Origin of the sequence: Actinoplanes sp. NPDC049598 (assembly GCF_040675435.1) — a bacterium.
Taxonomy (GTDB): domain Bacteria; phylum Actinomycetota; class Actinomycetes; order Mycobacteriales; family Micromonosporaceae; genus Actinoplanes.
This window is the reverse complement of the sequence record NZ_JBFAOX010000005.1, coordinates 337712-360091: the sequence shown is the minus strand read 5'-3', so window position 1 is coordinate 360091 and position 22380 is coordinate 337712. Positions and strand designations below refer to the sequence as shown.

At 72.0% G+C, this 22380-nt stretch carries 22 protein-coding genes and 1 pseudogene; 13 read left to right on the top strand and 10 right to left on the bottom strand.

Annotated elements, in window-relative coordinates; translation table 11 throughout:
- Positions 1-390 precede the first annotated feature (390 nt).
- Both AB0J66_RS15125 and AB0J66_RS15120 read left to right on the top strand, forming a co-directional pair.
- Positions 391-972, top strand: coding sequence for an alpha/beta hydrolase (locus tag AB0J66_RS15125; RefSeq protein ID WP_364660060.1), 582 nt, complete (start codon positions 391-393; stop codon positions 970-972).
- A 36-nt stretch (positions 973-1008) separates the two neighbouring features.
- A complete protein-coding gene (locus tag AB0J66_RS15120) occupies positions 1009-3228 on the top strand; it encodes a heavy metal translocating P-type ATPase (protein WP_364660058.1) in 2220 nt (739 codons plus the stop codon).
- 495 nt (positions 3229-3723) lie between these two features.
- Here AB0J66_RS15120 and AB0J66_RS15115 read toward each other — a convergent pair whose 3' ends face one another.
- From AB0J66_RS15115 to AB0J66_RS15105, 3 genes are all read right to left on the bottom strand, one after another.
- On the bottom strand, positions 3724-4356 hold the full coding sequence (locus AB0J66_RS15115) for a TetR family transcriptional regulator (RefSeq protein ID WP_364660275.1): 633 nt from the start codon (positions 4354-4356) through the stop codon (positions 3724-3726).
- Between the two features lie 109 nt (positions 4357-4465).
- Positions 4466-4858, bottom strand: coding sequence for a DCC1-like thiol-disulfide oxidoreductase family protein (locus AB0J66_RS15110; protein WP_364660056.1), 393 nt, complete (start codon positions 4856-4858; stop codon positions 4466-4468).
- Between the two features lie 233 nt (positions 4859-5091).
- Positions 5092-5514, bottom strand: coding sequence for a hypothetical protein (locus AB0J66_RS15105; protein ID WP_364660054.1), 423 nt, complete (start codon positions 5512-5514; stop codon positions 5092-5094).
- Between the two features lie 779 nt (positions 5515-6293).
- Here AB0J66_RS15105 and AB0J66_RS15100 point away from each other — a divergent pair.
- From AB0J66_RS15100 to AB0J66_RS15090, 3 genes are all read left to right on the top strand, one after another.
- Complete coding sequence (locus tag AB0J66_RS15100) at positions 6294-7484, top strand: ROK family transcriptional regulator (RefSeq protein WP_364660052.1); 1191 nt, start codon at positions 6294-6296, stop codon at positions 7482-7484.
- Between the two features lie 108 nt (positions 7485-7592).
- Complete coding sequence (locus tag AB0J66_RS15095; RefSeq protein WP_364660050.1) at positions 7593-8402, top strand: ABC transporter ATP-binding protein; 810 nt, start codon at positions 7593-7595, stop codon at positions 8400-8402.
- Positions 8402-9295, top strand: coding sequence for a ribokinase (locus AB0J66_RS15090; protein ID WP_364660273.1), 894 nt, complete (start codon positions 8402-8404; stop codon positions 9293-9295). The genes AB0J66_RS15095 and AB0J66_RS15090 overlap by 1 nt, the downstream gene beginning before the upstream one ends.
- Here AB0J66_RS15090 and AB0J66_RS15085 read toward each other — a convergent pair.
- Genes AB0J66_RS15085 through AB0J66_RS15070 form a run of 4 tightly spaced genes read right to left on the bottom strand, consistent with a single transcriptional unit; the run spans position 9292 to position 11572 of the window.
- Positions 9292-10179 (bottom strand): methyl-accepting chemotaxis protein, encoded by an 888-nt coding sequence (locus AB0J66_RS15085; protein ID WP_364660048.1) that lies wholly within the window; start codon positions 10177-10179, stop codon positions 9292-9294. The genes AB0J66_RS15090 and AB0J66_RS15085 overlap by 4 nt on opposite strands.
- Positions 10179-10712, bottom strand: coding sequence for a PAS domain-containing protein (locus AB0J66_RS15080; RefSeq protein WP_364660046.1), 534 nt, complete (start codon positions 10710-10712; stop codon positions 10179-10181). The genes AB0J66_RS15085 and AB0J66_RS15080 overlap by 1 nt, the downstream gene beginning before the upstream one ends.
- 39 nt (positions 10713-10751) lie before the next feature.
- Positions 10752-11108: a hypothetical protein gene (locus tag AB0J66_RS15075; RefSeq protein WP_364660044.1), complete on the bottom strand. Its 357-nt coding sequence runs from the start codon at positions 11106-11108 to the stop codon at positions 10752-10754.
- Complete coding sequence (locus AB0J66_RS15070) at positions 11105-11572, bottom strand: DUF6232 family protein (RefSeq protein WP_364660042.1); 468 nt, start codon at positions 11570-11572, stop codon at positions 11105-11107. The genes AB0J66_RS15075 and AB0J66_RS15070 overlap by 4 nt, the downstream gene beginning before the upstream one ends.
- Positions 11573-11629: 57 nt before the next feature.
- Here AB0J66_RS15070 and AB0J66_RS15065 point away from each other — a divergent pair, with 57 nt between their 5' ends.
- The 4 genes from AB0J66_RS15065 to AB0J66_RS15050 are packed head-to-tail and all read left to right on the top strand — an operon-like array spanning position 11630 to position 16381.
- Positions 11630-12403 carry an enoyl-CoA hydratase-related protein gene (locus AB0J66_RS15065; protein WP_364660041.1) on the top strand — a complete coding sequence of 258 codons (774 nt, stop codon included), beginning with the start codon at positions 11630-11632 and terminating at the stop codon, positions 12401-12403.
- Between the two features lie 40 nt (positions 12404-12443).
- Complete coding sequence (locus AB0J66_RS15060; protein ID WP_364660040.1) at positions 12444-13055, top strand: hypothetical protein; 612 nt, start codon at positions 12444-12446, stop codon at positions 13053-13055.
- Between the two features lie 26 nt (positions 13056-13081).
- The gene (locus AB0J66_RS15055; RefSeq protein WP_364660038.1) at positions 13082-14737 is read left to right on the top strand and encodes an Hsp70 family protein; all 1656 of its coding nucleotides are present in this window, start codon (positions 13082-13084) and stop codon (positions 14735-14737) included.
- Positions 14738-14758: 21 nt separating this feature from the next.
- Entirely contained in the window at positions 14759-16381 is a 1623-nt protein-coding gene (locus tag AB0J66_RS15050; RefSeq protein WP_364660036.1) for an acetolactate synthase, read from the top strand.
- Between the two features lies 1 nt (position 16382).
- Here AB0J66_RS15050 and AB0J66_RS15045 read toward each other — a convergent pair whose 3' ends face one another.
- The 3 genes from AB0J66_RS15045 to AB0J66_RS15035 all read right to left on the bottom strand — a co-directional run bounded on the left by AB0J66_RS15045 (position 16383) and on the right by AB0J66_RS15035 (position 17553).
- On the bottom strand, positions 16383-16724 hold the full coding sequence (locus AB0J66_RS15045) for a PLDc N-terminal domain-containing protein (protein ID WP_364660034.1): 342 nt from the start codon (positions 16722-16724) through the stop codon (positions 16383-16385).
- Between the two features lie 123 nt (positions 16725-16847).
- Positions 16848-17150 carry a DUF202 domain-containing protein gene (locus AB0J66_RS15040; protein WP_364660032.1) on the bottom strand — a complete coding sequence of 101 codons (303 nt, stop codon included), beginning with the start codon at positions 17148-17150 and terminating at the stop codon, positions 16848-16850.
- A 13-nt stretch (positions 17151-17163) separates the two neighbouring features.
- Entirely contained in the window at positions 17164-17553 is a 390-nt protein-coding gene (locus AB0J66_RS15035) for a DUF202 domain-containing protein (RefSeq protein ID WP_364660271.1), read from the bottom strand.
- Positions 17554-17899: 346 nt separating this feature from the next.
- Between AB0J66_RS15035 and AB0J66_RS15030 the strand changes: the two genes are divergently transcribed.
- The 4 genes and pseudogenes from AB0J66_RS15030 to mnmA all read left to right on the top strand — a co-directional run.
- Entirely contained in the window at positions 17900-18679 is a 780-nt protein-coding gene (locus AB0J66_RS15030; RefSeq protein ID WP_364660030.1) for an electron transfer flavoprotein subunit beta/FixA family protein, read from the top strand.
- A gap of 12 nt (positions 18680-18691) precedes the next feature.
- Positions 18692-19618, top strand: a complete 927-nt coding sequence (locus tag AB0J66_RS15025; RefSeq protein ID WP_364660028.1) for an electron transfer flavoprotein subunit alpha/FixB family protein — start codon at positions 18692-18694, stop codon at positions 19616-19618.
- A 70-nt stretch (positions 19619-19688) separates the two neighbouring features.
- Entirely contained in the window at positions 19689-20864 is a 1176-nt protein-coding gene (locus AB0J66_RS15020; protein WP_364660026.1) for a cysteine desulfurase family protein, read from the top strand.
- Between the two features lie 411 nt (positions 20865-21275).
- A pseudogene (gene mnmA / locus AB0J66_RS15015) lies at positions 21276-22340 on the top strand (tRNA 2-thiouridine(34) synthase MnmA); the annotation flags it as partial.
- Between the last annotated feature and the right edge of the window lie 40 nt (positions 22341-22380).

Genomic DNA, 22380 nt, shown 5'->3' with positions numbered 1-22380 from the left:
GCCTCTCCGGCGGCCCTCGCCTCTCCGGCGGCCCTCGCCTCTCCGGCGGCCCTCGCCTCTCCGGCGGCCCTCGCCTCTCCGGCGGCCCTCGCCTCCCCGGCGGCCCTCGCCTCCCCGGCGGCTCCGGCCCCCGCTGCGACCCCGGCGCCCGCGGCGACCCCACCGACCACCGCGACCTCCGCGGTCGCGCCGGCCTCCGCGGCTCGCCCGGGTTCTTCGGCCTCGGCGGCTACCCGCGTCCCGGCGGCTTCTCCGGCCTCCGAACCCAACCCTGCCGCCCCGACAATTCCCGCCATACCGACAATTCCCGCCACCTCGATAATTCCCGCCACCCCGACAATTCCGGCCGCCCCGGCAATCGCCGCTGCTCCGGCCGGCTCAGCGTGCCCAGTGGAGTCGGCGGCTGCGGCGGGTTTGGCCGGCGTTGCGGCGGTGGAACGACGGCCAGTGCTGGTGGGGCACTCGTCGGGGGCGGTGGTGGCGCTTGAGGCGTTGGTGGCGGATCCCGGGCTCTACTCGGGGGCGGTGCTCTACGAGCCGCCGCTGGTGGTGGAGGGGCCGCTGAGTGGCGGGGCGGGGCCGCGGGCTCGGGCGGCGCTCGCGGCGGGTAAGCCGGGGACGGCGTTTGCGATCTTCATGCGGGAGGTGGCGCGGATGCGGTCGCCGATGGTGGCGGTGGCGAAGTTTGCGATGAATCGGCGGGCGGCGGAGATCGGACCGCTGGTCGAGCGGCAGTGGGATGACAACGATGCCATCGATGCGCTGGGGTGCCGCTTGGCGGCGTACAAGGCCATTGAAGTGCCGGTTTTGCTCTTGGGGGGAGAGCGCAGCCCGCGGCACCTGACCGAGCGGCTGGACGCGCTGGAGCGGGTGTTGCCGAACGCGACGCGGATGACCATGCGGGGGGTGGGGCACACGGCGGAGCGGACCGCGCCCGAGCGGGTGGCCGCGGCCATTTCGGGCTTCTGCTGACGGATACCCGTACCCCCGAGGGGTATGCTTCGAGGCATGGAGCGGGTGATCGAGCTTGAGATCGGTGGGATGACGTGCGCGGCGTGCGCCAATCGCATCGAGAAGAAGCTGAACCGGGTCGACGGCGTGAGCGCCACCGTGAACTACGCGACCGAGAAAGCCCGGGCCACCGTTCCGGCCACGATCTCCGCGGCCGACCTGATCGCCGTGGTCGAGAAGACCGGCTACACCGCGGCCGAGCCCGCTCCCGAGGCGCCGGCCGAGCCCGCGCGGCGGGACGCGTTGCGTGATCGGCTGCTGATCTCGGCCGCGCTCAGTCTTCCGGTGATCGTTCTGGCCATGGTCCCGTCGTGGCAGTTCGACTACTGGCAGTGGCTGTCGCTCGTGCTGGCGTCACCGGTCGTGGTGTACGGCGGCTGGCCGTTCCACCGGTCGGCCTTCGTCAACCTGCGGCACGGCGCGGCCACGATGGACACGCTCGTGTCGATGGGCACGCTGGCCGCGTTCGGATGGTCGATCTGGGCGCTGTTCCTCGGCGACGCCGGGATGCCGGGCATGACGCACCCGTTCTCGCTGACCGCGAGCGACGGGGACGCGATCTACCTGGAGGCGGCGGCCGGGGTCACCACGTTCCTGCTGGCCGGGCGCTATCTGGAAGCCCGGGCCAAGCGGCGGGCCGGTGACGCGCTGCGCTCGCTGCTCGAGCTCGGGGCCAAGCAGGTCACCGTCCTGAAGGACGGCGTCGAGCGGGTCATTCCGGCCGGTGATCTCACGCCGGGTGACACCTTTGTCGTACGCCCCGGTGAGAAGGTCGCAACCGACGGGGTGGTGGTCGACGGAGTGTCGGCGCTGGACGTCAGCCTGCTGACCGGGGAGTCGGTGCCCGTCGAGGTACGCCCGGGCGACCCGGTGACGGGGGCGACGGTGAACGCGGGCGGCCGTCTCGTGGTGCGGGCCGAGAAGGTGGGCGCCGACACCCAGCTGGCGCAGATGGCGAGGCTGGTCGAAGAGGCGCAGAACGGCAAGGCGGCCGTCCAGCGACTGGCCGACCGCATCTCGGGCGTGTTCGTCCCGGTGGTGATCGCGTTGGCGATCGGGACGCTGGGCTACTGGCTCGGTACGGGCCGGGGCACCGACGCGGCCTTCACGGCGGCCGTAGCGGTGCTGATCATCGCGTGCCCGTGCGCGCTGGGTTTGGCCACTCCGACGGCCCTGCTGGTCGGCACCGGCCGGGGAGCGCAGCTCGGCATCCTGATCCGCGGCGTCGAAGCCCTCGAGTCGACCCGCCGCGTGGACACCATCGTGCTCGACAAAACTGGCACGGTGACCACGGGCCGGATGACGGTGACGTCGCTGGTCGCCGCCGAGGGCCACGACCCGGCCTCGCTGCTGAGGTTGGCGGGAGCTGTCGAGGCGGCCTCGGAACACCCGATCGGCCGAGCCATCGCCGCCGCGGCCCACGAGCAGGGTGCACTGCCCGCCGTGGCCGACTTCCGGGCGACAGCCGGCGTCGGCGTCCGCGGCCGGGTGGACGGCGTGGAGGTCGCCGTGGGAACCGGACGGCCGCCGGGCCCGGTCCCTGTGCCCGTGTCGCTCGGCTCGGCTGCGTCGCTGGGCGGGGCCACATCGGCGGTGCGGGTCGGCGTGGACTCGGCGGACGCGGCGACGTGGGTTGAGGTGACTGTCGACGGGGCGGTGGCCGGGTGGGTGGCGCTGGGGGATGCGGTGCGGCCTACGAGCAAGGCGGCGATCGCGGATCTGCGGCGGCTCGGGCTCGAGCCGATGCTGGTGACCGGTGATGCCGCGCCGGTGGCCGAGGCGGTGGCGGCCGAGGTGGGCATCACCGAGGTCTTCGCCGGGGTGCTGCCGGCGGGCAAGGTCGACGTCGTGAAGCGGCTCCAGGCCGAGGGCAAGTCGGTGGCGATGGTCGGCGACGGCGTCAACGACGCCGCGGCGCTGGCCCAGGCTGACCTCGGGCTGGCCATGGGCGCGGGCACGGACGTCGCCATCCAGGCGTCGGACCTCACCCTGGTCCGCGACGACCTCACCGCGGCGGTCGACGCCGTCCGCTTGTCCCGCCGCACCCTGAACATCATCCGCGGCAACCTGTTCTGGGCCTTCGCCTACAACGTGGCCGCCCTGCCCCTGGCCGCGGCCGGCCTCCTCAACCCCATGATCGCGGGCGCCACGATGGCCTTGAGCTCGGTCTTCGTGGTCCTCAACAGCCTGCGCCTGCGCACCTTCAAGGCCGCCTGACCGTTCCCGCGCCGGGCTGGACGCGCGGGGGGTCGGTGCTCGCGCGGGTGGGTGCCCGCGCGTGGGTGACGCTCGCGCGGGGGAGGGTGTTCCGTGCGGGGATAGAGGCTGCGCGGTCGGACGGCGGGGTGGGCCTGCGCTTGTCGGCGGGCTTTCAGGCGTACCGCCGGAGGGGTTGAGGTGTTGGCGGGAAGCAGCGTGAGCCGGGCCGGCGGCGGATTGCTCCCGAAATCCGCGGCCGGGCCCGGCTCACCGTCTGCGTCGCGAGGGCTCGGACTGGTCCCGTAGTTCGAGTCCTCTGTTGCGACGTCCCCAGACCCACCTGCGGTGATAACGCTACGTGCCGGTGGTTGTCGGCCGTAACCTCTGGGTGGTCGAAATGGCCGTTCGGCCCACACGAATCAGGCGACAGATCCGGAAATCTCCGGACACTGTGGCATATAACGAGTTGGCTGATTACTAACGGTGATGAATGACGGGCGCTACCGCGGGTGATCAATCGTCCCGGCGGAGATTGTCGATCAAGGCGAGGACCTGCCGCAACGCCGGTCGCAGAACCCGCAGGCGGGAGAGCGAGACGAGCCGGTCGATCAATGGCACCGCGCCGTCGATCAGCCGCCGGGTCCGCCGCTGCTCCGGCGACTTGTCGTACACCCAGAACAGGATCACGCCCATCCAGCCCAGCCACAGCAGCTCGGGCAGCTCCCGCCGCAGCTCCGGGTCGAGCTTGGCCGCCGACCCCTCCACCACGTCCCGGAAGATCGCGATCGCGGCCTCCCGCGCCGGCGACGACTCCCGCGAGAACGGGCTCAGCGGCGACGACGGCTCGGCCGCGCTCTTGAAGAACGTCGCGGCGAAGGAGTGGTACGGCGCGTTGACGTCGATGCCGGCGTGCAGCACCCCCCGCAGCCGCGGCGCCAGATTCTTCTCCGTGGCCAGCACGTGCTCGGCCGCCGCCCGGTGCGCCGCCTGATTCCGGTCGTAGAACCCCTGGATCAGGTGTTCCTTGGAATCGAAGTAGTAGTACGCGTTCCCGACCGCGACCCCCGCCTCCTTCGCGATGGCGCGCATGGTCGTCTCCGCGTACCCCCGCTCCCGGAAGAGCCGCAGCGCCGTCTCCAGAATCAGCTGCCGCGTCTGCTCCCCGCGCGCCCGTCGCGGCCTGTCCGCCCCCGCCCCGCCGGCGTCGGTGAGCGGAAGGGCGTCGGCGGTCGCCGGGTGGTCCGGCCCGGTCGGCTCAGCGGCAGCGGTCGTCACACCCGCCACCGTAGTCCCCGACCCGTGCCCCCATCACCGTCGTCTCCCGCGTGGCCTCCCGAATTGCTGACACCGCCGCGATGAACTTCCGCGCCCCCGGCAGCAGCCTCGGCGAACTGATCCGCTCGGCCATCGCGCGGTAGTCCGCGAGCGCCCACAGGCAGGCCACCCACGCCCCGTCCCCCACATAGACGGAACCGTCATCCCCGATCACCGTGATGTCCCGCAGCGTCGCCTCGTGGTCGAGCCCGACAAATCGCTGCCTGGCCTCGCTCGACCCCGCAGGGACAAATTCCAGCGGTACGAGTTGCGGCCGCCCCCGCAGCCACCGGCAAGCCGCCCGGCAGACCGGGCAGCCCGCATCGAACAACACGGTGAACGAACCGATCCGCCCCGCTCCCGCCCCGGTCTCGATCCCTCTGTTCCCGTCGGCGGCCAGCTCCTCCGCCCGGGCGAGAGCCGACCCTTCTATCTCAGCAAGAGCCGTTTCCTCGGCGGCCGGGTGAGGGTTTTCGGTCCCGGCGGGGGCCGTGCCGGAGGGGCCCCCGCCGGGTCGGGCGACCCGGCCGGCCCCGTGTCCGGCCGGGTCGGGAACAGGGTGGGTGGTCATGCCCGGGCCGGGGGTGGGGTCTGCGGGTGGAACGGAAGCCGCCCGGCCGGCGGGAGGGGCGGCGTGCCCTGCTGCTGGCGCAGGCGCCCGCGGCGGTAGCGGCCCAGGAAGAACACATTGCAGAAATGCAGGACGCCAAGGACGAGCAGCACCAGCCCGATCTTCATGGAGAGGGTCTCGAGCGCCTCGCTCGTGTCCGCGATCGCCTGCCCCGAGCGCATCGTGACGGTCACATATCCCAGGTTGAGCAGGTAGAAGCCCATCACCAGGAGCTGGTTGACCGCCTTGGCGAGCTTCGAGTCGGCGAAGACATCGGCCAGGAAGACGAGTCCGTTCCGGGACAGCGTCGTCGCCACCCAGACGGTCAGGCCCACGCTGACCGCCAGGTAAACGAGGTACATCCACACCTTCGGGTCCATCGGACCACCCTTCTTGAACACGTTCAACTTCGCTTCCGAGAGTAAACCCGAACTTGAACATGTTCAAGAGAGCCCCTGAGGTGATGCGCTCGACGGCGAGGACAAGGCGCTGGGCGATGGCAGTGGATGCACGGCGGAGTGGAAGTGATCGGTGCGGCGGCGTAGGGGTGGCGGCAGTGGAAGCCCGGCGGGGCGGCGGTGATGGCCGCGGCCGCGAGGTGGAGGCGGCGCGAAGGGGTGGCGTGGAAGCGCGGCGGGGTGGCGGTGACGGGCCGAGGCCGCGACGTGGGGGCGGCGCGAAGGGTGGCGTGGAAGCGCGGCGGGGTGGAGGTGATGGGCCCAGGCGCGAGGTGGAGGCGGCGCGAAGAGTGGCGGCGGTGGAGGTCCGGGGGCGAGGCGGGTGAGGGAGGCGGGCCAGGCGGCCACGAGGCCGGCCGTGGCGATGGAAGTTCGGTGGGGTTGGAGGACGCCTGCCGCGGGGGCGACGAAGGCCCAGGGCGGGTGATTGCTACCCCAGGCGGCTCGGTGCGGAGGAGGGGAGGGCAGGGCTGTCGCATGGCGAGGGCGGGAGCGCGTCGCCAACGGCCGCGCGAGAAGCGGGATGCGGGTGACTCGTTGGGGCGGCGGGTCTGGCCTGCACGCTGTGTACCTGCCATGATCGCTCGGGGTCGATCGGCGGGGGTGAGGGTGACGCGCCGGGACCGCTACGCTGCGCCTGGATGTTCGCTGGGCGCCGGTAATCTAATAGGAAATAATCCTAAATAAGTAGGGGATCGAACATGGCCGCCACCCGCCTCCCGGGCACACCCCGGCTGTTGCGCGCGCTCAACGACCGCGCGGCGCTGGAACTGCTGCTGTCCCGCGGGCCGCTGACCCGGGCCCAGCTCGGCGAGATGACCGGCCTCAGCAAGGTCACCGCCTCGCAGCTGGTGGAGCGTCTCGAGCAGCGTGGCCTGGTGCGCCGGGTGGGCGAGCAGGCCGGCGGGCGGGGGCCCAACGCCCAGCTGTACGCGGTGACGCCCGGCAGCGCGCACGTCATCGGGGTCGAGGTGGGGCCGGAGCGGGTCGTGGCCGCCTGCGCCGACATCACCGGCACGATCATCGGGCGGAACGAGCAGTCCACGAAGGACACCGACGATCCGGTCGGCGTGGTGCACAACGCCGTCGTGCAGGCCGCCACCGAGGCCGGCACCGACATGGGTTCGGTGCGGCGGGTCGTGCTCGGCACCCCGGGCCTGGTCGACCCGCAGAGCGGCGAGATCTCGTTCGCCTGGGACCTGCCGCGCTGGCACCGGGGTCTGCTGGACGACCTGCGCCGTGATCTGCACACCCCGGTCGTCTTCGGCAACGACGTCAACATGGCGGCCGTGGCCGAGTCGAGCACGGGTGCCGCCACGGGCGTACGCGACTTCTCTCTGATCTGGGTCGGCCGGGGTGTCGGTCTGGCCAGTGTCATCGACGGGCGGCTGCACCAGGGCAGCACCGGCGCCGCGGGCGAGATCGGCTATCTGCCCGTGCCGGGGGCCGAGGTGCCGCGGCATTCGTCCAAGCGGGCGGCCAAGGGCGGGGTTCGCGGCGCGTTCCAGAGCCTGGCCGGGGCCGAGGCGGTCAAGGCGATCGGCAAGAAGTACGGGTTCCGCGGCGCCGAGGGGGCCGATGTGATCCGGGACGCGGTCGCGGCCGGTGAGGCCGGCGAGCCGGTGCTCGACGAGCTCGCCTCCCGGCTGGCGCTCGGGGTCGCGGCCACCTGCGTGGTGCTCGACCCGCCGCTGGTCGTGCTGGCCGGCGAGGTCAGCCAGGCCGGTGGCGCGGCGCTGGCCGACAAGGTGGAGCAGGAGGTGGCCGCGATCACCCTGGTCCACCCCAAGGTCGTGATCACCGGGGTGGAGGCCGACCCGGTCCTGCACGGCGCGCTGTGGACCGCGCTCGACGCCGTACGGGACGAGGTGTTCGGCTCGACGACAGCCTGAGAGCCGACGGCAGCCTGAGAGCCGACGGCAGCCTGAGAGCCGACGGCAGCCTGAGGGGCGGCGACAGCCTGAGGGTCTGCACCGGGCTGAGGCAAATCGCGTGGTTGGATGGGTGCCGTGACTCTCCCTCCCGACGACGACACTGTCATCGCGTTCGACCGGGTCAGCGTGATCCGGAACGGAAACTTCCTGGTTCGCAGCCTGTCCTGGCAGGTCGAGCTGGACGAGCGCTGGGTCGTCCTCGGCCCCAACGGCGCCGGCAAGACGACCCTGCTCAATCTCGCCTCGGGCCGCCTGCACCCGTCCCGCGGCACGGCGTACGTGCTGGCCGAGCGTCTGGGGCGGACCGACATCAACGAGCTGCGGACGCGGATCGGCCTGGCCACCGGCCAGTTCGCCGACCGGGTGCCGGCCGACGAGCGGGTGCTGGACGTGGTCGTCACCGCCGCCTGGTCGGTGGTGGGCCGCTGGCGGGAGAGCTACGACCCGCAGGACGAGGGCCGGGCCCGGCAGCTGCTGGGCCAGCTGGGCATGGGCTCGCTGGCCGATCGCGAGTTCGGCACGCTCTCCGAGGGGGAGCGCAAGCGCACGCTGATCGCCCGCGCCCTGATGACCGACCCCGAGCTGATGCTGCTGGACGAGCCCAGCGCCGGTCTCGACCTGGGCGGCCGGGAGGATCTGATCGCCCGGCTGACCGAGCTCGCCCTCGATCCCGACTCGCCGGCGATGGTGCTGGTCACCCACCACGTCGAGGAGATCCCGCCCGGTTTCACGCACGGGCTGCTGCTGCGCGAGGGCTCGATCGTCGCCGCCGGCCTGCTCGGTGAGGTGATGACGGCCGACAACCTGGGCAAGACCTTCGGCCTGCCGCTGATCGTGGAGCGCCGCGGCGACCGGTACACGGCGCGGGCGGCCTGATCGTGGCCCCGCGCATCGTGGTGGCCGGCAGCGCCAACATGGATCTGGTCGGGCTGGCCGAGCGTCTGCCCCGGCCGGGTGAGACGGTGCTGGGCGACGAGTTCCTGATGATGCCGGGCGGCAAGGGCGCCAATCAGGCGATCGCCGCCACCCGGGCCGGTGGCCAGACCTGTTTCCTGGGCGCCATCGGCTCCGATTCGTTCGGGGTCAACCTCAACGCCCAGCTCCACGGCGCCGGCGTCGACATGACCCACGTCCGGACGACGTACGGCGTCTCCGGGGTTGCCGTGATCATGGTGGACCGGGCCGGGGAGAACTCGATCCTGGTCGCGCCCGGCGCCAACAGCGCGTTCACCGGCCTGACGGAGGGTGAGAAGGCCACCATCGCCGCCGCCGACGTGCTGCTCTGCCAGCAGGAGATCCCGGTCGAGACGGTGGTCGAGGCGGCCCGGGCGGCCCGCGCCGGCGGCACCCGCACGGTGCTCAACGCCGCGCCGTTCCGCGCGCTGCCGGCCGAGCTGCTGGAGAACGTCGATCTGCTGGTCGTCAACGAGGTCGAGGCGCTGGCCATCACCGGCGGCGACGAGATCGACGTGCCCGGGCTGCTCGCGCTGGTGCCGCGGGTGGTGCTGACCCTGGGCGGCTCCGGTTCCCGCTACGCCGACCGCGAGGGGCGCGACGAGCACGTCCCGTCGTACAAGGTCAAGGTGACCGACACGACGGCGGCCGGCGACGCCTTCACCGGCGCCCTGGCGGTCGCCTGGGGCGAGGGAAGAGACCTGATCGAGGCCGTACGCTGGGCGAACGCGGCCGGTGCGGCCTGCGTTCGCAAGATTGGGGCCTCGAACTCGCTGCCCACCCGAGCCGAGATCGACGAGATCTACCACAGCTAGTTCTGGCGGGCCGTGGTGACGAAGCGGTTCACCTCGGAACGCAGCACCTCGGCCAGCTGGGAGAGCCCGGTGCTGGCCATGTCGCCGCCGCCGTCGACCGCGGCGGCGATGCCGTTCACCAGGCCGGCCATCTCGCGGATGCTGTTGGTGACCGTCTCCAGGACGGTCACCGCGTCGTTGGCCACCTCCTGCACGGTGTTGACCTGGCCCATGATCTCGTTGCTGGAGGCGCTGGTCTCGGTGGCCAGGTTCTTCACCTCACCCGCGACCACGCTGAAGCCCTTGCCGGCCTCGCCCGCCCGGGCCGCCTCGATGGTCGCGTTCAGCGCGAGCAGGCGGGTCTGCTTGGCCACCGCGTTGATCAGGTCGACCGCCGTACGGATCTGATCCGAGGCCGACCGCAGCGAGGTCACCGTGGACAGGCCGCGCTCGGCCTCGGCCACCGCGTCGCGGGCGAAGTCGGCCAGTCCGTTGGCGGTCGCGCCCATCTCGGTGGCCGCCGTGGCCACCTGCTCGGAGACCGAGAGCACGGCCGATTCGAGGTCGTCGGCGAGCGCGACCCGGGCCGCGGCGGCCTGGGCCACCCGGGCCGCGTTCTCGCTCATGGCCGCGGTCGAGGCGGAGATGTCCTCGGCCGCCATCCGGAACGCGCCGCGCAGGCCCCGGGTCAGGATGCGCCGGTGGAAGCGGCCCTCGGCGGCCGCGGCGGAGGCGGCGCTCGACTCGCGCAGGAACGCGTCGCTGGTGTCGAGCAGGTTGTTGATCGCGGTGCGGGCCGCCTGTGCCTCGGCCGTGTCGCCGATCGAGGGCAGGCGGGCCTCGAGGTCACCGGCGGCGGCCTTGCGGCACACCTCGGTGATCAGGGACAGCACCTCGTCCGCCATCAGGGGGCACCGCTGGTCAGGGCCCACACGTACTCGTCGTACGTCTGCCCGCCGAGCTCCGCGAGGAGAGCCTGCCGGCCCGCCTCGGTCGCCGCCTTGGGGCTGGATTCGCGCGCCTCGACCGCGAGGAGGTGGTCGTAGAGGCGGCTCACCCGGGTGATCACCGGCTTCTCGGGCAGACGCCGGTTGGAGTGGTAGCCGACCAGCCGTCCCCCGGCGTCGAAGGAGGGGGTGACGTGCGCGAAGACCCAATAATGGGCGCCGTCGGCGGCCAGGTTCTTCACGTACGCGAAGATCTCCTGCCGTTCCCCGAGGGTGTCCCAGAGCAGCTTGAAGACGGCCCGCGGCATGTCCGGGTGCCGGATGATGCTGTGCGGCTGCCCGGCCGCCTCGGCCTCGGTGAGCGCCGAGACCCGCAGGAAGACCTCGTTGGCGTACGTGATGACGCCGCGCGGATCGGTCTTGGTGACGATGATCTCGTCGGCGCCGAACGTGCGCTCGACTCCGGTGGGGCGGGTTCGGGTGGCTCGCATCGTCTCCGATGGTCACCCGGCGGCGGAAGGGCGCGCTCGCTAATCCGAAAAAACGCGCCGGGCCCACAAAACCAGCGGCACCTGCAGCGGCAGGCGGCCGTAGGCGATGGCCTTCCTGGCGGGCGGGGCGTGCCGCCAGTCGACGGCCATCTTGACGTTGGCCGGGAACACCGCGGCGAACAGCCCGGCGGCGGCCAGAGCACCCACGCGGCGGGTGCGCGGGTGAGCGATCGCGGCCGCGACGGCCAGCTCGGCCGCGCCGCTCAGGTAGGTCCAGGCGCGCGGGGAGCCGGGCAGCGAGCGCGGCACGATCGAGTCGAACGGCTTCGGCGCCAGGAAGTGCAGCGCGCCGGTGGTCGCGAGCAGCGCGGTCAGGCCCGCGGCGTCTTTTCTCACTCGCGCAACTTAACGGAGGGCTCCAGGGCCCGCTGCAGGGCGCGGTAGACGCGGCCGAAGCGCGCCGAGTCGGGCGTACGGAGCAGCAGGACCTTGCCGGCCGGGGTCCGGGCCCAGATCTCGCGGGTGCGGCTGCCCCGGTCGTACGAGCGGTCGACCTGCTCCAGCAGCACGTCGGCCAGGGGCAGGGTGGCCAGGCCGATCAGCACGCCGCCGCCCACGAGGGCGATGGTGGTGCTGGTGGAGGCGTCGATGAGCAGGGCGACCATGATGCCCAGGGCGCCGAGCACGAGCGGGACCAGGATTGCCAGCCCCAGCGCGCCCCGGCCGGCGATGGTCGTCCAGGAGCGGCGCCCGCGCGTGTGCCACACCTGGATCAGGTCGTCCAGACCCAGGCTGACTCCGTTCATCCGGACGCCCGTCGATGTGATCGTCACATCGGGATCCCGGTAGTAGGTGGTCATCACCGTCTCCGTACCCGTCGTAGGCTGACCTGAACCAAACCTCAGGAGGGTTTTGCCGTGGGCGACTTCGTGACGCTGGAGACCAGCGACGGTGTAGGAACCATCAAGCTCGACCGGCCTCCGATGAACGCCCTCAACACCCAACTTCAAGAAGAGCTGCGGGCGGTCGCGCATTCCGCCGCGGCCGACGAGGGGGTCAAGGCCGTCATCGTGTACGGGGGTGAGAAGGTCTTCGCCGCCGGGGCCGACATCACGGAGTTCACCAAGGTCGGCTACCAGGACATGGCCCTGCGGGCCGAGGCGCTGTCGAGCGCGTTCGACGCCGTGGCCCGCATCCCCAAGCCGGTCGTGGCCGCGATCACCGGCTACGCGCTCGGCGGCGGCTGCGAGCTGGCCCTGGCCTGCGACTGGCGGGTGGTGGCGGAGGACGCCAAGCTGGGCCAGCCGGAGATCAAGCTGGGCATCATCCCGGGCGCCGGCGGCACTCAGCGGCTGGCCCGGCTGATCGGCCCGGCCCGGGCCAAGGATCTGATCTTCTCGGGGCGGATGGTCGACGCCGAGGAAGCGTTGCGGATCGGGCTGGCCGACCGGGTCGTCCCGGCCGGTGACGTCTATCGGACAGCCGTCGAGCTCGTGACGCCGTACGTCTCCGGGCCGTCCCTGGCCCTGCGGGCGGCCAAGCTGGCCGTGGACGGCGGGCTCAACCTCGACCTGGCTTCCGGACTGGCCCTCGAGTCGCAGCTGTTCGCCGGGCTGTTCGCCACCGACGACCGGGTCGAGGGCACCACCGCCTTCGTCGAGAAGCGTAAGCCCACATTTACGGGCCGCTGACCCTCGCATATATCGATCAGTTGCCATAAAGTCACGCGGTGTGGAACCGGTTCCGGTCACGCGAGGGGTGCGGCGCACCGTGCGCATGGCCGTGGCCCTGGTGATCGGGCAGGCGCTGCTCTGCGCGCTGATCGGCTGGCTCACGCTGGGAAGAGCCCATTCCGGCCCGGATGGTTCCGGCGCGGCGGTCGATCAGGCCGCCGCCCCACCGCCGGCCGTGGTCCCGGCCCCGAGCCCGCCGGCCGCCCGTCCCGCGCCGCCTGCCGTGACCTCACGCGATGCCGAGGCCCCGGCTAAAAAGACGCGCCGGCCGGCCAAGACAACGACGTCCGCCACTTCACCGGACAAAACGGTCAGCCCGGCGGCATCTACTACCGAGCCGCCTGCGCCGGCCCCGCCGCCCACCACGTCGCCGTCCTCAGCGCCCAGCCCGACCCCCTCGAGCGAACTGATCCTGCTGCCACCGATGCCGCCGACCGAATCGCCCGCTCCGCGCTATTCGCCGGAACCCGACTTCGACGACGAGGTGCAGCGAAATGTGACCGTCGGTGACCGGTGCCGTCCCGAGGGTGCGTACGGGCGCACCCGCGACGACCGGCTCGTTCGCTGTCTGCGCTTCCACAATGACCCTCCGCGCTGGAAGATCGTCTAACGGCGGGTACCCCCTAGACTCGGTCCATGCCCATCGACCCCGGTGAGCCGAAGCGGCATGCCCTCGGCGTGGACTTCGGCACCTCGAACACTGTCGCGGTGGCGCGCTGGCCCGACGGCCGCGCCCGCCCGATCCTGGTCGACGGGTCCCCGCTGCTCCCCTCCGCCGTCTACGCCGAGCCCGACGGCAGCTTCGTGGTCGGCCGCGACGCCGTGCACGCGGCCCGCTTCGACCCGGCCCGTTTCGAGCCCAACCCCAAACGGCGCATCGACGACGGCCTGGTGCTCCTGGGCGACCAGGAGATCCCGGTCGGCGACCTGATCGCCGCGGTGCTGGCCCGGGTGGCCGAGGAGTGGCACCGCGCGGTCGGCCCGCTGCTGCCCGAGGTGACGCTGACCTGCCCGGCCACCTGGGGCGCGACCCGCCGCACGCTGCTGGCCGAGGCGGCCGCGCAGGCCGGGCTGACCCGGGCCCGGCTGGTGGCCGAGCCGGTCGCCGCGGCCACCTACTTCGCCGAGGTGCTCGGGCGCGACGTGCCGATCGGGTCGGTCGTGGTCGTGCACGACTTCGGCGCGGGCACGTTCGACGCCAGCGTGGTGGCCCGTACGGCCTCCGGGTTCGAGGTGATGGCGGTCGACGGCCGGGACGACATCGGCGGCCTCGACATCGACGCCGCCATCGTCGAGCACCTGAAGACCGACGAGTGGCAGCGCCTGATGGAGCCGTCGACGGCCCAGGAGCGGCGGGCGCAACGCCAGCTCTGGGAGGAGGTGCGCATCGCCAAGGAGCGGCTGTCGCGCACCCAGTCGGCCGACTTCGTGGTGCCGCTGCTCGACACCGAGGTCCACCTCACCCGCGACGAGCTGGAGAAACTGGCCCGGCCCATCCTCGACCAGACGGTGCGGATCACCAAGGGCCTGCTCGACTGGGCCGACCTGCCCGAGGGGCGGCTGGCCGGGGTGTTCCTGGTCGGTGGCGCGAGCCGGATCCCGCTGGTCGCCACGCTGCTGCACCGCGAGCTGGGCGAGGCCCCGGTGGTCATCGAGCAGCCCGAGCTGGTGGTGGCCGAGGGCAGCATCCTCGCCGGGGCGGCCCTGCTGACCTCGGGCCCGGCCGCGCCCGGGCCGACTGCGGAGATGCGGCTGGTCTCGTCGGGCAAGGCCGAGTCAGCGACCGTACGGGTCGAGGCCGCTCCGCTCCGGGAAGAGGCGCCGCCGCTTCCGAAGACCATGCCCGTCCCCGAGCACATTCCCGGGACGACCGGGCTGCAGCCGCCGGTCGACCCGTGGCCGGACGCCGATCATCACCACTGGGCGATCGACCCGCACGCGACGGTGCCCACGCCGAAGCCCGCGCCGGCCTACGAGCGGCCGGCGCCGGTGAGCGCGCCGCCACGCACCGAGCGGCCCGTCTCCGTACCGCCCCGGGGTGTCGCCACGCCGAGCCGGCCGATGTCGCCGGTCCCGCAGCCGTACCAACCGCCGGCCCCGGCCCGAGGCAACAAGCCGCGCAAGCGCCGCAGTGGGTTCGTCCGTTTCCTGCAGGTCCTGTTCAGCATCGTGCTGATGATCGTGGTGCCGCTGTTCGCGCTGGTGGTGGCGTACGGCTACGGCAACGGCGACTCGCTCGGGGTGGACGCGGAGAACCTGTTCCGGGAGATCTGGGAGCTGCTCGGGATCTGACTCTCCGGTAACTTGCTGGACATGGCTGAGGTGATCGAGGGGCACGGCGGCGATCTGGCGCTGGCCGCCCTGCGCGCGTACGGGGTCGACGAGATGTTCACCCTCTCCGGTGGGCACGTGTTCCCGCTCTACGACGCGGCCCACAAGACCGGTTTCCCGATCTACGACGTACGTCACGAGCAGTCCGCGGTCTTCGCGGCCGAGGCCGTGGCCAAGCTGCAGCGGCGTCCCGGCCTGGCCGTGCTCACCGCCGGCCCCGGCGTGACCAACGGCATCTCCGGCCTGACCAGTGCGTTCTTCAACGCCTCGCCGGTGCTGGTGCTCGGTGGGCGGGCGCCCGCGTTCCGCTGGGGGTCGGGCAGCCTGCAGGAGTTCGACCACGTGCCGCTGGTCAGGACGATCACCAAGTACGCCGGCACGGTCGGCGACACCGACGCCATCGCGGGCGAGATCGGGGCCGCGCTGACCGCCGCCCTCACCACGCACCGTGGTCCGGCCTTCCTCGACCTGCCACTCGAGATCATCTTCTCCACCGGCGAGGCGACCGCGCCGGGCGAGCCGGCCGTCCCGGTGATCGAGCCCGATCCCGACCTCGTTGCGAAGGCCGCCGGCCTGCTGGCCTCCGCGGCGCGGCCGGTGATCATCGCGGGGTCGGACGTGTGGGGCGGCGACGCGATCGGTGAGCTGGTCGCCGCCGCGGAGAACCTGCAGATCCCGGTGTTCACCAACGGCATGGGCCGCGGAGCTTTGCCGCCCACGCACCCGCTCGCCTTCGCCAAGGCGCGGCGGCCCGCCCTCAACGAGGCCGACGTGGTCTGCGTGATCGGCACGCCGCTCGACTTCCGGCTCGGCTTCGGCGAGTTCGGCGAGGCTCAGGTCGTGCACATCGTGGACGCGCCGTCGCAGCGGGCCACCCACGTGACGCCGGCGGTCTCGCCCGCCGGGGACCTGAAGTTGATCCTCTCGGCGCTGGCCGGTCACGCGGGCGACCGCGTGGACCACGCGGAGTGGATCGAAGGGCTGCGCTCGGCCGAGGACGCCGGCAAGGCCCGCGACGCCGAGGCCATGGCCGCCTCGACCGATCTGATCAAGCCGGCCCGGGTCTACGGCGAACTACGCAAGATCCTCGCGCCGGACGCGGTGACCATCGGTGACGGCGGCGACTTCGTCTCCTACGCGGGCCGCTACCTCGAGCCGTCCCAGCCCGGAACGTGGCTCGACCCCGGCCCGTACGGCTGCCTCGGCACCGGCATGGGATATGCCATGGGGGCCCGGGTCACCTACCCCGACCGGCAGATCTGCGTGCTCCTCGGCGACGGGGCGGCCGGCTTCTCCCTGATGGACGTGGAGTCGCTGGTCCGGCAGCAACTCCCGGTGGTCATGGTGGTCGGCAACAACGGCATCTGGGGCCTGGAGAAACACCCCATGCAGGCCATGTACGGCTACGACGTGGCCGCCGACCTGCAGCCCGGCCTGCGTTACGACGAGGTGGTCCGTGCCCTCGGCGGCGCCGGCGAGACGGTCGAGAAGGCGGACGGCATCGGCCCGGCGCTCGAACGGGCCTTCGCCGCGGGCGTGCCGTACCTGGTCAACGTCCTCACCGACCCGGCCGACGCCTACCCGCGGTCGTCGAATCTGGCCTGATCTAGTCGTCCTCGCTCTTGTTGAGGTCCTTCTCCCACTGCGCGAGCATCTCGCGGTCGCGGCGGGATTTCTCGACGTCGACCGACCGCAGGAAATCCGGGTCGTCGTCGGGGGAGGAGGGCCTCGACGGGGTGCGGCGCACCGGGCCACCCTCGGTCGGCGGGGGCAGCGGCCGGCCCCACACGAAATAGGCGAGCGGGCCGAGCAGCGGGATCAGCAGGATCACCAGAACCCACACCAGGCGCGGGGCGTTACGCACCCGATCGGCCGACAAACAGCTGATCAGCGCCAGCACGAAGAGAATCAGCTGCACGGCAGCCAGGAGGATGAACAACCGGACCATGTGGCAATGATGACGCGCCCCGGCGGTTCCGGCGACGATCAGAGCGTGACAACCGGACCAAATTGGTCGGCGGACCCCTTTCAAGTCCCTTGCCGCGGCTCGCGCCCGAGCTGCCGGTGGCCGTCAGATGACCACGATCAAGCCGCCGATCAGGGCGAACGCCGCTGCCAGCAGGGCGTAGGCGGGAATCGTCCGGCGGGCCGGGTTCGGCGGGCTGGCGCCGAGACCCCGGGCCCGGCGGTACGCGATCGCGACCATCACGGCCCAACCCACCAGCACGAGCGAGCTGCCGACCCACTTGCCGGCGTTCGTCGGGTCGGTGATGGCCGGCCGCAGCGCCAGCAGGGCGACCGCCGCTCCGGAAAGCGCGGTGCGCCGCCACGCCAGCCGAGTCCGCTCCGCTGCCGCGCCGTGGTCATCGCTCATGCCTTGATCGCGTCTATTCTTTGATCGCGTTGATCAACACGGTGGCGATCAACAGCAGGGCGCCGAGGGCCACCACCAGGGCCAGGATCGCCGGGAACTTCGAGCCCGGCAGCTCCTCGCCGAGCCGCATGGCCCGCTCCGTACGGGCCCAGTGGTCGACCGCGCGCAGCGCGACCACCCCGCCGAGCAGCAGCAGGGCAATGGCCAGGCCTTCGCGCAGAAAGGTGATCGGCAGCGGCGGCAGGAACTGGGCGCAGGCCAGCCCGCCCGCGATCAGCGCCAGCCCGGTGCGGATCCAGGCCAGGAAGGTGCGCTCGTTGGCCAGCGAGAACCGGTAGTCGGGGGTGCGGCCGACGGTCGGCGTCTTCTCCGGGTCGAACCACTGCCGTAACACCTGGTTGATTATCGACCGTCGAGGTCAAGAAGGCGGGCCCACAGCATGCGGACTTCGTCACTGACGCAGGCCTCGCGTGGGCGGCCGCATCGACACCAGGGACTGTCGGGTCCGGCACGTCCATGGGTGTCCGGCGCGGCGCGTACGGCGTCTGGGGGAGTATGTGAGTCAGACGGACGCACCAGCGGAGTGATTTGGCCGGACATGTGGCGACACCTCCTCATCGTGATCGTATCGATCATGCAGGTGAGGCGGGTGAGGTGAGTCACTCTAGGTGCACGACACGTGCAACTTACTGACGGGTAACCTGACGTTAATGGGCCGGCGGTCATAACAGGAGGGTCGTAAAAGCGCGATGAACATCGTCGTACTGGTGAAGCAGGTACCCGACTCCGGTGCCGAGCGCACCTTGAGCTCTTCGGACAACACGGTCGAGCGCGCCTCGGCCAGCAACGTCATCAACGAGATGGACGAGTACGCCATCGAGGAGGCGTTGAAGATCAAGGAGGCGCACGGTGGCGAGGTCACCGTGCTGACGATGGGCCCGGGCGGGGCGACCGAGTCGATCCGCAAGGCGCTGTCGATGGGCCCGGACAAGGCCGTGCACATCTCCGACGACGCGCTGCACGGCTCCTGCGCCGTCGCCACCTCCAAGGTGCTGGCTGCCGCCCTCGGCCAGCTGAACGCCGACCTGATCCTCTGCGGCGCCGAGTCGACCGACGGCCGCGTGCAGGTCCTGCCCCACATGATCGCCGAGCGTCTCGGCATCGCGGCGCTGACCGGCGCCCGCAAGCTGACCGTGGACGGCGCGCAGCTGACCGCCGAGCGGCAGACCGACGAGGGCTACGAGGTCGTCACCGCGGCCACCCCGGCCGTCGTCTCCGTGTGGGACACGATCAACGAGCCGCGCTACCCGTCCTTCAAGGGCATCATGGCCGCCAAGAAGAAGCCGGTGCAGGCCCTGACGCTGGCCGAGGTCGGCGTCGACGCGGGCGAGGTCGGCTTCGCCGGCGCCACGTCGCAGGTGCTCGAGTTCTCGAAGCGGCCGCCGCGTTCGGCCGGCACCAGGATCACCGATGAGGGCGACGGCGGCGCGCAGCTCGTGTCGTACCTCGCCACCGAGAAGTTCGTCTGAGAGGGGCCGGTCATGGCTGAAGTTCTTGTCGTCGTGGAAGGCTCCGTCAAGAAGGTCACGCTGGAGCTGCTGACCATCGCCCGTGGGCTGGGCTCGCCGTCCGCCGTCGTCTTCTCCGACGACGCCGACCAGGCCAAGCTGGCCGAGTACGGGGCGGAGAAGATCTACGTCGTTCCCGCCTCCGACTACCTCGTCGCGCCGAAGGCCACCGCCGTGGCGTCGCTCGTGCTCCAGAAGCAGCCGGCCGCCGTGCTGCTCGGCTCGACGCAGGAGGGCAAGGAGATCGCCGGCCGCCTGGCCGTCAAGCTCGACAACGGCCTGCTGACCGACGCGGTCGAGGTGGCCGCCGACGGCACCGCCACCCAGGTCGCCTTCGCGGGCTCGACGATCGTCAAGTCGAAGGTCACGAAGGGCCTGCCGATCGTGACGATCCGCCCCAACTCGGTCACCCCGGCCCCCCAGCCGGCCACCCCCGCCGTGGAGAACGTCACCGTCGAGCTGTCCGAGGCGGACAAGCTGACCAAGGTCGTCGAGCGGGTCACCGAGACCAAGGGCTCGCGCCCCGAGCTGACCGAGGCCGGCATCGTCGTCTCCGGCGGCCGCGGCGTCGGCAACGCGGACAACTTCAAGCTCGTCGAGGAGCTGGCCGACCTGCTCGGCGGCGCCGTCGGCGCGTCCCGCGCGGCCGTCGACTCCGGCTTCTACCCGCACCAGTTCCAGGTCGGGCAGACCGGCAAGACCGTCTCCCCCCAGCTGTACGTGGCGCTCGGCATCTCCGGCGCGATCCAGCACCGGGCCGGCATGCAGACCTCGAAGACGATCGTCGCGGTCAACAAGGACCCCGAGGCCCCGATCTTCGAGCTCGCCGACTACGGCGTGGTGGGCGACCTGTTCAAGGTCGTGCCCCAGGCCGCCGACGAGATCCGTAAGCGTAAGTAACGGTCCTCACGTCGAGACGGCCCGGCGCTGTGCGCCGGGCCGTCCGTCGTCAGGCATAAGCTTCATCGTGATGGCCTACTTGGATCACGCGGCGACCACGCCGATGCTCGCCGAGGCGCTGGAGGCGTATGTCGCCGCCGCCCGCGAGGTCGGCAACCCGTCGTCCCTGCACGCGGCCGGCCGGCACGCCCGGCGGCTGGTCGAGGAGTCCCGCGAGCGGATCGCGGCGGCCCTCGGCGCCCGCCCGTCCGAGGTGGTCTTCACCAGCGGCGGCACCGAGAGCGACAACCTGGCGACCAAGGGCATCTTCTGGGCCCGCCGCTCGGCCTCGCTCAACCACAACCGCGTCGTGACGTCCGCCGTCGAGCACCACGCGGTCATGGACGCGGTCGACTGGCTCGGCGCCCACGAGGGCGCCCAGGTGTCGTGGCTGCCCGTCGACGCGGCCGGCCGGGTCGACCCCGCGTCCCTGGCCGAGGTCGTCGACCAGTACGGCCACGAGATCGCCGTGATCAGCGTCCAGTGGGCCAACAACGAGGTCGGCACGATCCAGCCCGTCGCCGATCTCGCTTCCCTGGCGGCCGAGGCCGGCATCCCGTTCCACACCGACGCGGTCCAGGCCGTCGGTCAGGTCCCGGTCGACTTCACCACGAGCGGCGCCGCGGCCATGACGGTGACCGGCCACAAGGTCGGCGGTCCGGTCGGCGTCGGCGCCCTGCTCCTCGGTCGCGACGTGGCCTGCACCCCGCTGCTGCACGGCGGCGGCCAGGAGCGCGACGTACGCTCCGGCACCCTCGACACCGCGGGCGTGGTCGCCTTCGCCACCGCGGTCGAGACCACAATCAAAAACCAGACCTCCAACGCCGTACGGGTCGGAGAGCTGCGCGACGACCTCGTGGCCCGCGTGCGAGCGGCCGTGCCGGACGCGGTGTTCAACGGCTCCCCGACCGAACGGCTGCCCGGCAACGCCCACTTCAGCTTCCCCGGCTGCGAGGGCGACGCGCTCCTGATGCTGCTCGACGCCCAGGGCGTCTGCTGCTCCACCGGCTCCGCCTGCTCGGCCGGCGTCGCCCAGCCCAGCCACGTCCTGGTCGCCATGGGCGCCGACGACGACCGCGCCCGCTCCTCCCTCCGCTTCACCCTCGGCCACACCTCAACCCCCGCCGACATCGACGCCCTCCTCACCGCCCTCCCCGGCGCCGTCGAGCGAGCCCGCCGAGCCACGGCTTGGAAGACCCCGCGCTGACCAGCCCCACCCGGCAGCCCTTGCTTCCCTCGCCGCTCTCACCCCTGTTGCGGTTGTCCTCAACCCTCTTGCGGTTGTTCCCACCCCTTTCGCCGGCCGCCCTCGCTGCCCACCCCTGCTGTGGTTGGCCGCGCCCCTTCCGCGGTCCGCCCCTCCCGCAGCGGCTCTCCCGCAGCGTGGCCCCTCCCGCAGCGTGGCTCCTCCCACAGCCCGCCCTTCCCGGAGCGTGGCTCCTCCCACAGCCCGCTCCTCCCGCACCCCGCTCCTCCCACAGCCCGCCCCTCCCACAGCCCGCCCCTCCCGCAGCGCGGCCCCTCCCATAGCCCGCCCCTTTCCGCTTTGGCGGCTTCGGGGCTTCGGGGGCGGATCACCGCGGCGGGAAGTGTCGGGGGGTGCGGATAGGCTTGGGGCATGCGAGTTCTAGCGGCCATGTCGGGCGGGGTCGATTCCGCCGTTGCCGCCGCGCGTGCCCATGACGCCGGTCACGACGTCACCGGGGTGCATCTGGCGCTGGCGCGTAACCCCCAGACCTATCGGACGGGCGCGCGAGGCTGCTGCACGCTGGAAGACTCCCGTGACGCCCGCCGTGCGGCCGACGTGATCGGCATCCCCTTCTACGTGTGGGACATGGCCGACCAGTTCCACGAGAACGTGGTCGACGACTTCGTCGCCGAGTACGCCGCCGGCCGTACGCCCAATCCCTGCCTGCGCTGCAACGAGAAGATCAAGTTCGAGGCGGTGCTCGACCGGGCGGTCGCGCTCGGCTTCGACGCGGTCGTCACCGGCCACCACGCCCGGCTCGGGGCCGACGGTCTGCTGCGCCGCAGCGTCGACGACGCCAAGGACCAGTCTTATGTGCTGGCCGTCCTCACGGGCACCCAGCTGTCCCGGGCCGTCTTCCCGCTCGGCGACTCGACCAAGGCGCAGGTGCGCGACGAGGCCGCCGCGCGTGGCCTGGCCGTGGCGGATAAGCCCGATTCGCACGACATCTGCTTCATCGCCGACGGCGACACCAAGGGCTTCCTGCAGCGCAAGCTGGGCGAGGCCCCGGGCGACATCGTCGACGGCCGTACGGGTGAGAAGGTCGGCACCCACAACGGCGCCTACGCGTACACGGTCGGCCAGCGCAAGGGCCTCGACCTCCGCGTCCCGGCCGCCGACGGCCGCCCCCGCTACGTCCTGTCGATCACCCCGGTGACCAACACGGTCACCGTCGGCCCGCGCGAAGACCTCGCCGTCGACGTGGTGACCGCGACCCGCCCGATCTGGCACGGCGCCGCCACTCCCGTCGAGTGTGACGTCCAGCTGCGCGCCCACGGCGAGGTGGTCCCGGCCGTAGTGACCGTCACCGACGGCACGCTGACGGCCCAGCTGCTCTCCCCGGCCCGTGGCGTCGCCGCCGGCCAGGCCATAGTTGCCTACCGCCGCGACCCCGCGGCCGGCGACATCGTCCTCGGCTCAGCCACCATCACCGCGGGCACGGCTTCGCCATCGCTGTCCTCAGCCCGCTCCACCG